We start from the raw sequence: 13884 nt of genomic DNA, 5'->3' as shown, positions 1-13884 counted from the left end.
TGTCAGATCTCCATGCCCAGCATCTTGGCCACCGTGTGCACGTCCTTGTCGCCGCGGCCGGACAGGTTGACGATGACGATCTGGTCCTTGTCCATTTTCGGCACGATCTTCATCGCATGCGCGATGGCGTGCGCAGATTCCAGCGCCGGGATGATGCCTTCGACCCGGGTCGTCAGTTGGAAGGCCTCCAGCGCCTCGTCGTCGAGGATCGGCTCATATTCGACGCGGCCCGAATCGCGCAGCCAGGCATGCTCGGGCCCGACGCCCGGATAATCGAGACCGGCCGAGATCGAATGGCCGTCGAGAATCTGGCCATCCGCATTCTGCAAGAGATAGGTGCGATTGCCGTGCAGCACGCCCGGCGCGCCGGCATTCATCGAGGCGCAGTGCTCGACGCCGTCGAGGCCGCGACCGCCGGCCTCGATGCCGATGATGCGCACATCCTTGTCGTCGAGGAACGGGTGGAAAAGCCCAATGGCGTTGGAGCCGCCGCCGACGGCGGCGATGATGACGTCGGGCAGCCGGCCTTCCTGCTCCAGCATCTGGGCGCGTGCTTCCGTGCCGATCACCGACTGGAAGTCGCGCACCAGCTCCGGATAGGGATGCGGGCCGGCGGCGGTGCCGATCAGATAATAGGTGTCCTCGACATTGGTGACCCAGTCACGCAGCGCCTCGTTCATCGCGTCCTTCAGCGTGCCGTGGCCGGCGGTGACCGGGCGAACCTCGGCGCCGAGCAGCTTCATGCGAAAGACGTTCGGGCTCTGGCGGGCGACGTCGGTTGCACCCATGTAAACCACGCAGGGATAGCCGAAGCGCGCAGCGACCGTGGCGGAAGCGACACCATGCTGGCCGGCACCGGTCTCGGCAATGATGCGCTTCTTGCCCATGCGCTTGGCGAGCAGGATCTGGCCGAGGCAATTGTTGATCTTGTGCGAGCCGGTGTGGTTCAGGTCCTCGCGCTTGAAATAGACCTTGGCGCCGCCCCCGAGGCCCTTCGCCGAGGAAACCTCGCGAAGATACCTTGTCAGGCCCTCGGCGAAATAGAGCTTCGACGGTCTACCGGCATAATGGGTCGAAAGGTTCTCCAGCTCCGCCTTGAACTCCGGATCATTCTTGGCCTTGTTCCACTGCTCTTCGAGATCGAGGATCAGCGGCATCAGCGTCTCGGCGACGAAGCGGCCGCCGAAAATGCCGAACATGCCCTGCTCGTCGGGCCCGGTGCGGAAGGAATTGGGCATAGCCGGCCTGTTCATCGCCGATCTCCTGAGTCTTTGCTTCTGAGCACGTCCTTATCGGAAAACCGGTTCCCACTTTTCCGGGACATGCTCGGGTTTGAAAACTTCCTCAGGCGGCGCGGTCGTCGCGCGCGGCCCTGACGGCCCGGAAAAACTGCTCGATCAGCGCCGGATCCTTGACGCCCGGAGCGCTCTCCACGCCGGAGGAGATGTCTATCCCGGGCGGATTGGCCAGTCTGAGGGCATCGCCGACATTGGCGGCGTTGAGCCCTCCGGAAAGCATGTAATCGAGGCCGGCGTCAAGGCCGGCAAGGATGCGCCAGTCGAAGGCGACGCCATTGCCGCCAGGCAATTGCGATCCCTTGGGCGGCTTGGCGTCGAACATCAAGCGGTCGGCAACGCCGACATAGGGCTTTATCCGCTCGAGATCCGCGGCTTCGCTGACCGACAGCACCTTCATCACCGGCAGGCCGTAGCGGGTCTTGAGCTCGGCCACCTGCACCGGCGTTTCGGAGCCATGCAGTTGCAGCATATCCGGCTGCATCTTCGCGACAATATCGTCGAGAAAGTCATCATCCGCATCCACGGTGACGGCAACCGCCTTGGCCTTGCCGATGGCCGCCTGGCGCAGACGGCCGGCCTCGGCCGGATCGACGAAGCGCGGGCTTTTGGCAAAAAAGATAAAGCCGACATGGCTGGCCCCGCCGGCGAGCGCGGCGGCCATCGCGGCGTCGGTCTTCAATCCGCAGATCTTGATGTCGAGCGTCATGGCGCGGGATTGGCACGAAAAGCCGCAAGAGTCGAGAAAAAGCATGCCGTTGCCGGGCCGACGGAAAGCGCTACCTTTCGAATAGGAACACAGGCGGGAGCAGGAAGATCATGGCCGACAAGACCGTCGCCGAACTCAGGCAGAAGATCGCGCAAGCGCGCGAGGTGATCGCGCATCTGATGGACAAGTCCGCTTTCAACGGCGCCGAGGCGCACCGGGCGCTCGACTATTTCGGCAGCGACGCGTTCGACCGGAATTTTCTGCCGTGGCCGCATGCGAGTGAGGAAGGGCTGCGGCCGGAGGAACTCAACGCGGCGAATGACGATTGAGCGGCTGCGGTGGGCCGCCAGCTATACACGGGTGCCAGGCCGACGCCTACTCAAACACGATCGCCTGCAGCGCGCCGCCGTTGCGCTTCAGCCAGTCCTTGCAGCGATCGGTGTCGGGGCAGAGCTTTTCGCACAGCTTCCAGAATTTCGGTCCGTGGTTCATCTCTTTCAGATGCGCGACCTCATGCGCCACCAGGTAATTGATGACCGGCGGCGGCGCCATCATGATGCGCCACGAGAAGGACAGATTGCCCTCCGAGGTGCATGACCCCCAGCGGCTGGAGGTATCCTTGTAGCGGATCGCCTTGGCGCGCTTGCCGATCGCCTCGGTGTGCTTGACCACCAGCTTCTCGATCTCGCGCTTGGCCTCGCGTTTCAGATAATCGGCGATGCGGCGCGGCAGGTGGACACGCTCGCCATGGATGATGAGCAGCGGGCCGCGCTCGTCGCGCGCGATGGTGACGGTGCCGCGTTTGGCCGGCTCATGGACGATGCGGTGCGGCACGCCGCGGATCGGGATCTTGATGCCGGGCCGCACCTGCGGGCGCATCGGCACCTTGGCCAGGCGCTGCTCCAGCCAGTCTTGATGGCGGTCGAGGAACTTCTCCACCTCGCCGCGGCGCAAGCCGGGCGGCACGGTTATGCGCAGCCCCTGGCCGCCGGAATCGATACGCAGCGTCAACCGCCGGGCCCTCGCGCTCTCGACGATTTTGAGCGGCAGGGTGCGGCCGGCGACGCAATGCTCGCGCTCCACGACGGGCTTGGGTTCTGGCTTGGTCAGATTGCGAAAGAAGCCGAGGGTCATGGCCGGACGATACGCGATTCGAGAAAAACGACCAGTAGAGTGAGGCTACATGGAGAACAAAAAAGAAACGGCGCCGCTCGCGCGACGCCGCATGTCGGCCGAGCCTTATGATTGAGGCTCAGTCGTCAAGGAGGTTCGACCCCTTGCCGCGCTTCGGCCCCGTCGCTCCGGTTGGACCACTCGTCGTGGTCGGCGCGGTCCGCTTGTTACGCTCGGCCATGAAGCGGTCGAACTCTTCCTGGTCCTTGGCACGGCGCAGCTCGCGGGCATACTCGTCGAACTCGTTCAGCATCTCGTCGAGCTTGCGGCGCTCCTCGGCGAGGCGTTCGAGTTCCTTCTCGCGCCAGTCGTCGAAAGCGACGTTGCCGGTGCGGGACGAGCCATGGCCCCAGCGGGCCGCCTTTTCCGAGCCACGGCGGCAGCCGGCGAAGATGCCGTCGGTGGCGCGGTTGACATCGCGCTTGAAGCCTTCGAGCCGGTCGCCCCAGATGATGTAGGCAAGCATGGCGAAGCCCAGCGGCCAGAACACCATGAAGCCGATCACCATCAGCGCGATGGTCGCCGGCGTCCAGGCCGGACGGATCAATGCACTTGTGTTCATTTTCTCCCAATCCTTCCGTTGGAGACAGCCAAACCGGCTGCGTGGAATCGAAATGGGAAGGCGAAATCGGCGATTCAAGGCAAGTCCGGCCAAAACCGGCGAAAGGCCTGAAATGATTATCGCTTTTTGAGTTTCTCGAGGAAAAGCACTGCCATTCCGGCGACCAGCCCCCAAAAAGCCGCGCCGACGCCGAACAAGGTGAGCCCTGAGGCCGTCACCGCAAAGGTGAGCGTGGCCGGCATGCGCTCGCCCGCATCATGGAGCGCGATCGAGAGCGCGTTGGCTAAAGGCGCCATCAGCGCCAGGCCGGCGACCAGCACGATCAGGCTCTGCGGCAGGACGGCGAAGATCGCCACCAGCGAAGCGCCGAAGATGGCGAAGACCAGATAGGCGAGCGCATAGAACGGCCCCGTCTTCCAGCGCTCGGCGGGATCCGGATGGACATCCGGGCCGGTGCAGATCGCCGCGGAGATCGCCGCCAGATTGGTCGTCGAGGCGCCGAACGGCGCCGAGAGCAGCGAGAACAGCCCGGTGACGCCGATCAGCGGGCCAGGTTCCGGGTGGTAGCCGGCGGCTTTCAGCACCGCGAGACCGGAGAGGTTCTGCGAGGCCATGGTGACGAGGTAGAGCGGCAAGGCCAGGCCAATGATCGCCGAAACGGTGAACTGCGGCGCGATCAGCGTCAGTGTCGACAATTCCGGCGCCGGCAGGCCGCCGACGCGGCCGGTGAGGAAGGCGGCAAGGCCGCCGCCGATCAGCACGACAAGGACCGAAACCGCCGGGTTGAACAGCCGGATGACGAAGAAGGCGGCGATCAGCGGCAGGATCAGCCACGGATCGGCGGGAATGGCCTTGACCGCGCTGATGGCGAAGCCGACCAGGATGCCGGCCAGCATGCCGGACGCCACCGAGGCCGGAATCTGCGCGATCAGCCGGGTCAGCGGCTTGAACAGGCCGGTGGCGATCAAGAGGATGCCGGTGACGATGAAAGCGCCGACGGCTTGCGCCATGGTGAAGCCGCTGGAGGCCGCGATCAGCGCCAGGCCCGGGGTCGACCAGGCGGTGATGACCGGCATTTTCGTGCGCCAGGACAGCCACAGGCATTCTAGGGCCATGGCCAGGCAGATCGCCGTCACCCCGCTCGCGGTCTCGATCTGAGTGGCGCCGATCGCCTTGGCGGCGGCAATGACGATGGCTAAAGTGCCGCCAAAGCCGACGATGGCCGCAACGAAGGCGGATATCGGGATTGAAATGCGCATGCTCATGAAACCCGCTGGACCAGGTCGCCGACGGCGCGGTTGAGCATGTCGAGATCCTCCGGGCGGGAGAGGCGATGATCGCCGTCGGGGATAAGCGACAGCGTGACGTCATCGGCCGGCAGCAGTGCGGCGAGCTTCAGCGCATGGCCGGAAGGCACGTCGGGATCGGCGAGACCCTGCAGGATATGCACCGGGCAATGAGTGTCGATCGGCCCGGTCATCACCCGGTTCGCGCGGCCGTCCTCGATCAGCGCGCGCGTGTAGATATAGGGCTCGGCGGAATAGTCGGACGGTTCCTCGAAGAATCCCTTTTTCGAAAGGTCGCGCTTCTGCGCCCTGGTCAGCACCGGCTCGATCAGCTCGACGGTGAAGTCGGGCGCCGGCGCAAGCAGCACCAGGCCGGCGATGCGGTCGTCGCCGGCCTTGCGCAATTCCTGCACCATGCGCAGCGCAATCCACGCCCCCATCGAGGAGCCGACCAGGATCTGCTTGCCCTTGCTGAAGCGGCGAAAGACGGCGAGGCTCTCGGCCAGCCATTTCGAGATCGTGCCCTCGGCGAATTCGCCGCCCGATTCGCCGTGGCCGGAATAGTCGTGGCGCAGATAGGCGCGGCCTTCGCGGCTCGCCCAGGCCGACAGCGCCTCGGCCTTGGTGCCGAGCATGTCGGACTTGTAGCCGCCCAGCCAGACGATGCCCGGCGCTGAGCCCGGCGCCTGCCTGACAGCGATCTGCGTTCCGTTCACGTCGATGAAAACTGGTGCGCTGGCGTCCATGACCTCGTCCTTCCGGCCGGTCTTTTGGCACATCCGGCGGTTCGCGGAAAAGTGCTCGCACCTTTTCTTTGCTTGGTGCAGGCAATGGCAAGCTTTGAGGTGATTTCCTGGCGAGGCTGTGCTATTGACTCCGGCCGCGCGCTCACCACATAGGCGCGTCCAAGCGATTGAACTCAAAGAAACCCTGAACGAAACGGCCGAGGAGACCACGACCATTCGCAGACCTTTCAAAGCAGCGGCCCCGACCAAGGACGGTCCGCGCTCCAACCGAGACATCCGGGTGCCCCGGGTCCAGCTCATCGACGCAGAAGGCCACAACCGTGGCGAAGTTTCCATCAACGACGCGCTGCTGCTGGCCGAAGAGGCCGGGCTGGATCTCGTCGAGATATCGCCCAACGCGCAGCCGCCCGTCGTCAAGATCCTCGATCTCGGCAAGCTGAAATACGCCAACCAGAAGAAGGCGGCCGAGGCGCGCAAGAACCAGAAGGTCATCGAGATCAAGGAGATCAAGATGCGCCCGAACATCGACAGCCATGACTACGAGACCAAGATGAAGGCCGTGCGGCGCTTCTTCGAGGACGGCGACAAGGTCAAGCTGACGCTGCGTTTCCGCGGCCGCGAAATGGCGCATATGGAACTCGGCATGCAGCTCCTGAACAAGGTGCGCGAGGAAGTCGCGCCGATCGCCAAGGTCGAGGCCGAGCCGAAGCTCGAAGGCCGACAGATGATGATGGTGCTGGCGCCCCGCTGAAGGTGCGCCTCACGTTTTCCTTTCCGTCCTGGAGCCATTCCGGCGCGATCGCCGCAAACTGTCGCGCCGATCACGGTTTCGCGAGAGAGAATTGACCGGCCGGCGCTGCTTGGCGCTCCAAAATCCGCCTGAATTGCCGCGCAGGGCGACCCGACGATCGGCGGGGCGCCTGTTTTTCTATCCGATCGCCGGCTTCGCGACGATCGAGCTCCTCGATCGCGATCAAATCGACGATCGGGTGTTCCCGATCGCGACCAAATCGACGATTGGGTTTTCCCGATCGCGATCAAAACACGACGATCGGATTGGCCATGGTCGATGAAACAAAGATCCCGACCGACAACCAGATAGAAGGGTTGGGCGGCTACCAGTATATGCGCCGCATCGTGCTGGCGGTGCTCATCGTGGTGCTGTTTGCGGCACTCCTGTTCGGCCAGTCGACGTTCCCTCCCGAGACGCCCGTGCACGAGACGATCGAGATGTTCGGCGTGCTCCTGATCTTCCTGGGCATCGTCGGGCGCTTGTGGTCGACGCTCTACATCGGCGGCCGCAAATCCTCCGAAGTGGTCACCGGCGGGCCCTATTCGATCACCCGCAACCCGCTCTATCTGTTCTCGACCGTGGCGGCAGCCGGCGTTGGCGCGCAGATCGGCTCGTTTTCCGGCATCATCCTCTTCGCGGTCCTTTGCGCCGGCGCCTTCCACGTCGTCATCCTGCGCGAGGAGCGCTATCTCAAGGAAGTCCTCGGCGCTCCCTACAAAGCCTATCTGGCGCGCGTGCCTCGCTTCTTTCCAAAGCTTTCGCTCTACCAGGAAGGCGACACCGGCAGCTTCAAGCCGCGCCTGCTCTTGAACACGCTGCTCGACGGACTGGTGTTCCTGGTGGCGCTGCCGGCCTTCGAACTGATCGACGGCGCGCAGCAGTCGGGCGTGCTGCCGGTGTGGTTTACGCTGCCTTAATAGCTGCCGGACAGAAGCACTATTGAAGTGCCGGAGCTGACTTCCGGACATATTAATAGTCTGGCTACACCAATGGTGTAGCGATGGTCGCGGCAAATAAAGCGCTGACGGGTGCACTGTGTCGAGTGCCAGGCCGGGACCACCACATTTGCGAATGTCTTCCACACGGAGCAAAGCTTGAGGGTGAGGACTGCCGTTGCCGCCGTCGGTGGGTTCATTCTCCTGGCTTTGGCTTGGGTAGCGGAGACCGCGAACCACGTGACAGGGCAATTGTCCTCCACAAAGGACGCCTATATCGATCGCGGAACCTACTTCCGTCTGAAGGTGGACTTTGCCTATAAGGGCGAACAGCAACACTATGACATCGTCGTCGGCTGCAACGTCCTCAACATCCATTACAAGGACAGTTCCTCCACATACGAGGCAGGGCTGACCCCGACCGTGTGGGGTCAACGCATGAGCGACAATAAGGCGGTCGTCGTGCGCGCGCCCGACGCCTGCCGCGGCGACACGACGGAAAACGGCGGCGTGCCGGCGGATTTCCTTCCGGTGATGGTCGTCTATGACAATGCCAATACCGTGGCGTTCGGCACCGGCTACATGACGGACGATGCCTATCGGAGCCCGAAATCGGTGCTGCGTTTCGACAAGGCAACCGTCGAGCGCGCGACGCGCGCCGAGTTCGATGCCTTCCGTGCCAATGGCCCGCAGAACATCATCACCCGCAGTCAGTATCATTCGGCACAAAATGATTATCAACTCGGACTGCTCGGCCTCGCGAGAACGTATCCGGCATTCGGGAGGAGTTGCTCCGCTTTTTCCCGGTGGAAGCTGACCGGCCCAGAGCGGGAGATCGTCCGCAAGTACCGGCCGGCGAATGCTGCCCGATACTGGACTATTTCGGATCCGGCCGCGGGAGCCGCCTATGCGAACGAAATCCGCGAGGCGCGGAAAAAAGCGAAGAAACAAACGCGGGACGATGGGCTGACACTAGGGTTGAATGGAGGCTTCTGGCAGCCGGATTTTGGCGCGCTGCGCCGTGACGGCGTGCAATTGGTGGGATTGAAAGCCAGCAGCAAAGGCAGCAGCACCACGAGAGCTGCCGCGTTTTATCCTGCGGACACTTCGATGAGGCAGGACAAATGGCCGGTGGAGCGGACCGCGAGGATTGCGGCTTATGAGGTCCTGCAGTCGGTGAACACAACAAATATCGATATTGATGGCGGACTGAACCGTGGCTTCGCTTATTGCTACAGCGGCGAAGCGCCCAGAGGCGCACTGAGGGACAAGGTGTGGGCTTTGCCGGCAACCACGACCGTCGATGGCCAAGAGTCGGTAGCTGGCGCTCCAGAGCATTGGGGTTTTGGATTTGATCGCGCCAATTTCGTCTTCGACAGCGATGAATATGTGCTGGAACGCGTCCTTTTCAATCTCGAGTCCACACGAGGCGATCCATGACCAATGAGCCTGCGTAAGCGGGCTCTGGTCTTCTGCGACTTGAAGGGGCTGCACAGCTTCGGGTGTTGCGCACCGGCCCTGTTTGATCTATAGGACCGCCGTTCCAAGAAAACCGCCCGGCAGGGCATGCCGTGGCGGTTTCATTTGCTTTTCGGGCTTTGGTCGGCCCGAAGCGAGAAAAGAAGCGCGATGGTGCGCCACATTACGGAGTAGCAAAATGCCCAAGATGAAGACCAAATCGGCCGCCAAGAAGCGGTTCAAGATTACCGCCACCGGCAAGGTGCTGTCGGCTGCCGCCGGCAAGCGCCACGGCATGATCAAGCGTTCCAACAAGTTCATTCGCGATGCCCGCGGCACGATGGTTCTGGCTGAACCGGACGGCAAGAAGGTCATCAAGAATTTTCTGCCGAACGGCCTTTAAGCATTCGGTCCGGAACAGCGTTTTAAGGAGATCATGACATGGCACGCGTAAAGAGAGGCGTCACCGCCCACGCCAAGCACAAGAAGGTCCTGAAAGCCGCCAAGGGCTTCTACGGCCGTCGCAAGAACACCATCCGCATCGCCAAGCAGGCGGTGGAAAAGTCGCTGCAGTACGCCTATCGCGACCGCAAGAACCGCAAGCGCTCGTTCCGCGCGCTGTGGATCCAGCGCATCAATGCAGCGGTGCACGAGCACGGCCTGACCTATGGCCGCTTCATCGACGGCCTCAACAAGGCCGGCATCGAGATCGACCGCAAGGTCCTTTCGGACATGGCCATCCACGAGCCGCAGGCTTTCGCAGCCCTTGTGGCCAAGGCCAAGGTGGCGCTCGAATATCTGAAGAACACCACGCCGAATGCTTTTGAGAGCGCTGTCGCCTAAGCCAGCGCTTCCCAAGCATTCGCTATTCTGATTTTGGGGAACCCGCGCTGGCACGGCTGGCGCGGGTTTTTCTTATGCCTGATGCAACCAAATTGGTGACGCACCGAACCCCGGTGGTTGCCCGATCGAGAGAGTTTCGCCGTGAACGCCACCGCTGGAAATCTTGAAACCCTTGAAGCTTCTTTGATGGCCGACATCGCGGCCGCGGCCGACGAGCAGGCGATCGAGGCGGTGCGCGTCTCGGCGCTGGGCAAGAAGGGCTCGGTCTCCGAGATGCTGAAAACGCTCGGCGCGATGAGCGCCGAGGAGCGGCAGGTCAAGGGCCCGGCGATCAATGGGCTGAAGAACCGCGTCACGGAGGCGCTGACGGCGCGCAAGTCGGAGCTGAAGGACGTGGCGATCGCGGCGCGGCTCGCCGCCGAAACGGTCGACGTGACGCTGCCGGTGCGCCAGTCGCCGGCCGAGCGCGGCCGCATTCATCCGATCAGCCAGGTGATCGACGAAATCGCAGCGATCTTCGGCGATCTCGGCTTCGCGATCGCCGAAGGTCCGGACATCGAGACCGACTATTACAATTTCACCGCGCTCAATTTCCCGGAAGGCCACCCCGCGCGCGAGATGCACGACACCTTCTTCTTCCAGCCGGACGAGAAGGGCGAGCGCAAGCTTTTGCGCACGCACACCTCGCCCGTGCAGATCCGCACAATGGAGCAGCAGAAGCCGCCGATCCGCATCGTCATCCCCGGCAAGACCTACCGGCAGGATTCGGACGCCACGCACTCGCCGATGTTCCATCAGGTCGAGGGGCTGGTGATCGACAAGACCGCCAACATCGCCAACATGAAGTGGGTGCTGGAGGAATTCTGCAAGGCCTTCTTCGAAGTGCCGAGCGTCAAAATGCGCTTCCGGCCGTCCTTCTTTCCGTTCACCGAGCCCAGCCTCGAGGTCGACATCCAGTGCGACCGCTCGCGGCCGGGCGAAGTGCGCTTCGGCGAAGGCTCCGACTGGATGGAAATCCTGGGCTGCGGCATGGTGCATCCCAACGTGCTGCGTTACGGCGGGCTCGATCCCGACGAATACCAGGGCTTTGCCTGGGGCATGGGCATCGACCGCATCGCCATGCTGAAATACGGGATGCCGGACCTGCGCGCATTTTTCGACGCCGACGTGCGCTGGCTCACGCATTACGGCTTCCGGCCGCTCGACATGCCGACGCTGTTCGGGGGCCTTTCCACATGACCGCTCCCCATACCGGGGGCTGCCGCTGCGGTGCCGTGCGGTTCCAGGCCTCGGCCGAGCCGCACCACATCAGCTATTGCCATTGCGGCGATTGCCGGCGCGCCAGCGGCGCGCCGGTGTCGGCCTTTATCGGCTTCGCGGCCGACCAGATCGCGCTCGAAGGCAAGTCGCTGAAGAGCTACCGGAACGGCCCGGTGGCGCGCTCGTTCTGCGGCATTTGCGGCTCGCCGATCACCTATAGCGACGAGCGGCTCGCCGGCCATATTTACTTCACGCTCGGCGCCATGGACATGCCTGCCTATTTCAGGCCGACGCTGCATGCGCATGTGCGCGAGCAGCTGCCCTTCCTGCATATGCCCGATTCACTGCCGCGGCACCTCAAGACGAGCGTGGCCAGACCTGACGCGCAAAGCCCTTCCTACGGAACACAGTCATGAAATTCACCCTCTCCTGGCTCAAGGACCATCTCGAGACCGACGCTTCGCTTGCCGAAATCGTCGAGCGGCTGACGGCGATCGGCCTCGAAGTCGAACATGTCGACGACAAGGCGGGCCTAAAACCCTTTGTCATCGCCAAGGTGCTGACTGCCGTGCAGCATCCCGACGCCGACCGGCTGCGGGTGCTTACGGTCGATACCGGCGATGGCAGGCCGGCGCAGGTGGTGTGCGGGGCGCCCAACGCACGCGCCGGCCTGGTCGGCGCTTTTGCTGCGCCCGGCACCTATATTCCCGGCATCGACGTGACGCTTTCGGTCGGCAAGATTCGCGGCGTCGAGAGCCATGGCATGATGTGCTCCGAACGCGAGCTGCAGCTTTCGGACGAGCATACCGGCATCATCGACCTGCCCGAAGACGCACCGGTCGGCACCAGCTTCGCCGCCTACGCCCATCTCGACGATCCGGTGATCGAGATCAACCTGACGCCGAACCGCCCCGATGCGACCAGCGTCTACGGCATCGCGCGCGATCTTGCGGCGAGCGGCCTCGGCCGGCTGACCGGCGGCGCGATCATGCCGCATGCCGGCGACGGCATGTGCCCGGTGAAAGTCAAGATCGAGGCGCCGAAACTCTGCCCCGGCTTCGCGCTGACGCTGGTGAAGGGCGTGAAGAACGGCCCGTCGCCGAAATGGCTGCAGCAGCGGCTGATCGCCATCGGGCTTCGGCCGATCAGCGCGCTGGTCGACATCACCAACTACGTCACCTTCGACCGCGGCCGGCCGCTGCATGTGTTCGACGCGAAGAAGATCACCGGCAACCTTGTGGTGCGCCGCGCCAGGGACGGTGAAAACGTGCTGGCGCTCGACGGACGCGAATACTCGCTGACGCCCGAGATGTGCGTGATCGCCGACGACAACGGCATCGAATCGATTGCCGGCATCATGGGCGGCGAGCATTCGGGTTGCGACGAGAACACCACCGACGTGCTGATCGAATCGGCGCTCTGGGACCCGATCACGACGGCCCGCACCGGTCGCACGCTCGGCATCATCAGCGATGCGCGCTACCGCTTCGAGCGCGGCGTCGACCCTGAGTTTATGGTGCCCGGCGTCGAGCTCGCGACCAAGCTGGTGCTGGAATTGTGCGGCGGCACGCCGACCGAAATCGAGGTGGCGGGCTATGCCGGCCACAAGCCGAAGATCATTTCCTTCCCGCTGTCGGAAGTGAAGCGGCTGACCGGCATCGAGGTGCCGAGAGAAGAAGCGCTCACTATACTGACCCGCCTCGGCTTCGAGCCGCGCAGCTCAGGTGACGCCGTCGAGGTGAAGGTCCCCTCCTGGCGTCCAGATGTCGACGGCAAGGCCGATCTCGTCGAGGAAGTGATGCGCATCCACGGCGTCGACAACATAGCGCCGCAGCCGCTCACCTCGCATGACGCGGTCAACGGCAGGATCCTGACCATGCTGCAGGTGCGCACCCGGGCCGCCAAGCGCGCGCTCGCCGTGCGCGGCATGATGGAGGCGGTCACCTGGTCGTTCATTCCGGCGAAACACGCCGAGCTGTTCGGCGGCGGCCAGAACGGGCTGAAGCTCGCCAATCCGATCGCCGCCGACATGTCCGACATGCGGCCGTCGCTGCTGCCCGGGCTGATCAGCGCCGCCCAGCGCAATGCCGATCGGGGCATCGGCGACGTGGCGCTGTTCGAAGTGTCCGGCACCTATGAAGGCGACTTGGCCGACCAGCAGCGGCGCGTCGCCGCGGGCGTGCGGCGGGGCACCGCCAAGCTCGACGGCTCGGGCCGCAGCTGGGCCGGCAATGCCGGGCCGGTCGGCGTGTTCGACGCCAAGGCCGATGCGATCGCGGCGCTCGAAGCTTGCGGCGCGCCGGTCGACAGGCTGCAGATCGAGCCCGGCGGCCCGGCCTGGTACCACCCCGGACGCTCAGGCACGATCAAGCTCGGGCCGAAGACCGTGCTCGGCACTTTCGGCGAGTTCCATCCAAGGACGCTCGAAGTGCTCGACGCCTCTGGGCCGCTCTGCGGCTTCGAGGTCTTTGTCGATGCCGTGCCGGAGCCGAAGGCCAAGCCGACGCGCACCAAGCCGAAGCTGGAGCTTTCACCCTTCCAGACGGTGAAGCGCGATTTTGCTTTCGTCGTCGACCGGACGGTCGAGGCCGGCACGCTGGTGCGGGCAGCTTTGGCCGCCGACAAGAAGCTGGTCACCGGCGTCTCGGTGTTCGACGTGTTCGAAGGCGCTGCGCTCGGCGCCGCCAAGAAGTCGATCGCCATCGAAGTCTCGATCCAGCCGGTCGAAAAGACGCTGACCGACGAGGATTTCGAGGCGCTGGCGAAACGCATCGTCGAGAACGTCAACAAGCAGACGGGCGGCGTGCTGAGAGCATAAAGGATT

16 protein-coding genes are annotated in these 13884 nt (G+C 63.8%); 10 read left to right on the top strand and 6 right to left on the bottom strand.

Translation table 11 applies throughout. The annotated features are described in order from the left end of the window. Nucleotides 1-2: 2 nt before the first annotated feature. Complete coding sequence (trpB, locus tag CK221_RS04555) at nt 3-1253, bottom strand: tryptophan synthase subunit beta (protein WP_095776873.1); 1251 nt, start codon at nt 1251-1253, stop codon at nt 3-5. Between the two features lie 91 nt (nt 1254-1344). Further along, the gene (locus CK221_RS04550) at nt 1345-2004 is read right to left on the bottom strand and encodes a phosphoribosylanthranilate isomerase (RefSeq protein WP_095776872.1); all 660 of its coding nucleotides are present in this window, start codon (nt 2002-2004) and stop codon (nt 1345-1347) included. Between the two features lie 110 nt (nt 2005-2114). On the opposite strand from CK221_RS04550, the gene CK221_RS04545 reads away from it, so the two are divergent. After that, the gene (locus CK221_RS04545; RefSeq protein WP_095776871.1) at nt 2115-2333 is read left to right on the top strand and encodes a hypothetical protein; all 219 of its coding nucleotides are present in this window, start codon (nt 2115-2117) and stop codon (nt 2331-2333) included. A 46-nt stretch (nt 2334-2379) separates the two neighbouring features. On the opposite strand, the gene CK221_RS04540 is transcribed toward CK221_RS04545, so the two are convergent. From CK221_RS04540 to CK221_RS04525, 4 genes are all read right to left on the bottom strand, one after another. Continuing rightward, nucleotides 2380-3138 carry a M48 family metallopeptidase gene (locus CK221_RS04540; RefSeq protein ID WP_067002950.1) on the bottom strand — a complete coding sequence of 253 codons (759 nt, stop codon included), beginning with the start codon at nt 3136-3138 and terminating at the stop codon, nt 2380-2382. A gap of 118 nt (nt 3139-3256) precedes the next feature. After that, nucleotides 3257-3739 carry a DUF2852 domain-containing protein gene (locus CK221_RS04535; protein WP_067002952.1) on the bottom strand — a complete coding sequence of 161 codons (483 nt, stop codon included), beginning with the start codon at nt 3737-3739 and terminating at the stop codon, nt 3257-3259. A gap of 116 nt (nt 3740-3855) precedes the next feature. Next, nucleotides 3856-4998, bottom strand: coding sequence for a benzoate/H(+) symporter BenE family transporter (locus CK221_RS04530; protein WP_095776870.1), 1143 nt, complete (start codon nt 4996-4998; stop codon nt 3856-3858). A gap of 2 nt (nt 4999-5000) precedes the next feature. After that, on the bottom strand, nt 5001-5771 hold the full coding sequence (locus CK221_RS04525) for an alpha/beta hydrolase (protein ID WP_095777085.1): 771 nt from the start codon (nt 5769-5771) through the stop codon (nt 5001-5003). A gap of 214 nt (nt 5772-5985) precedes the next feature. Here CK221_RS04525 and infC point away from each other — a divergent pair, with 214 nt between their 5' ends. The 9 genes from infC to pheT all read left to right on the top strand — a co-directional run bounded on the left by infC (nt 5986) and on the right by pheT (nt 13878). Continuing rightward, the gene (gene infC / locus CK221_RS04520) at nt 5986-6522 is read left to right on the top strand and encodes a translation initiation factor IF-3 (RefSeq protein WP_067003282.1); all 537 of its coding nucleotides are present in this window, start codon (nt 5986-5988) and stop codon (nt 6520-6522) included. A gap of 91 nt (nt 6523-6613) precedes the next feature. Further along, nucleotides 6614-6844 carry a hypothetical protein gene (locus CK221_RS04515; protein ID WP_143749025.1) on the top strand — a complete coding sequence of 77 codons (231 nt, stop codon included), beginning with the start codon at nt 6614-6616 and terminating at the stop codon, nt 6842-6844. Further along, nucleotides 6834-7481 (top strand): isoprenylcysteine carboxylmethyltransferase family protein, encoded by a 648-nt coding sequence (locus tag CK221_RS04510; protein WP_095776868.1) that lies wholly within the window; start codon nt 6834-6836, stop codon nt 7479-7481. Before CK221_RS04515 ends, CK221_RS04510 begins: the two co-directional genes overlap by 11 nt. 183 nt (nt 7482-7664) lie before the next feature. Next, entirely contained in the window at nt 7665-8939 is a 1275-nt protein-coding gene (locus tag CK221_RS04505) for a hypothetical protein (RefSeq protein WP_143749024.1), read from the top strand. 217 nt (nt 8940-9156) lie between these two features. Further along, on the top strand, nt 9157-9360 hold the full coding sequence (gene rpmI, locus CK221_RS04500) for a 50S ribosomal protein L35 (protein ID WP_027166935.1): 204 nt from the start codon (nt 9157-9159) through the stop codon (nt 9358-9360). A 38-nt stretch (nt 9361-9398) separates the two neighbouring features. Continuing rightward, nucleotides 9399-9800: a 50S ribosomal protein L20 gene (rplT, locus tag CK221_RS04495; protein WP_040968947.1), complete on the top strand. Its 402-nt coding sequence runs from the start codon at nt 9399-9401 to the stop codon at nt 9798-9800. 186 nt (nt 9801-9986) lie between these two features. Continuing rightward, a complete protein-coding gene (pheS, locus tag CK221_RS04490; RefSeq protein ID WP_245322440.1) occupies nt 9987-11039 on the top strand; it encodes a phenylalanine--tRNA ligase subunit alpha in 1053 nt (350 codons plus the stop codon). Beyond that, on the top strand, nt 11036-11476 hold the full coding sequence (locus CK221_RS04485; protein ID WP_095776865.1) for a GFA family protein: 441 nt from the start codon (nt 11036-11038) through the stop codon (nt 11474-11476). Before pheS ends, CK221_RS04485 begins: the two co-directional genes overlap by 4 nt. Further along, complete coding sequence (gene pheT / locus CK221_RS04480; RefSeq protein ID WP_095776864.1) at nt 11473-13878, top strand: phenylalanine--tRNA ligase subunit beta; 2406 nt, start codon at nt 11473-11475, stop codon at nt 13876-13878. Before CK221_RS04485 ends, pheT begins: the two co-directional genes overlap by 4 nt. The last annotated feature ends 6 nt before the right edge of the window (nt 13879-13884 follow it).

It is taken from the genome of Mesorhizobium sp. WSM3868, assembly GCF_002294785.1.
In the GTDB taxonomy this organism is placed as follows: Bacteria; Pseudomonadota; Alphaproteobacteria; order Rhizobiales; family Rhizobiaceae; genus Mesorhizobium.
The sequence above is the reverse complement of the archived record's forward strand: the minus strand, read 5'-3'. Positions and strand labels throughout refer to the sequence as shown.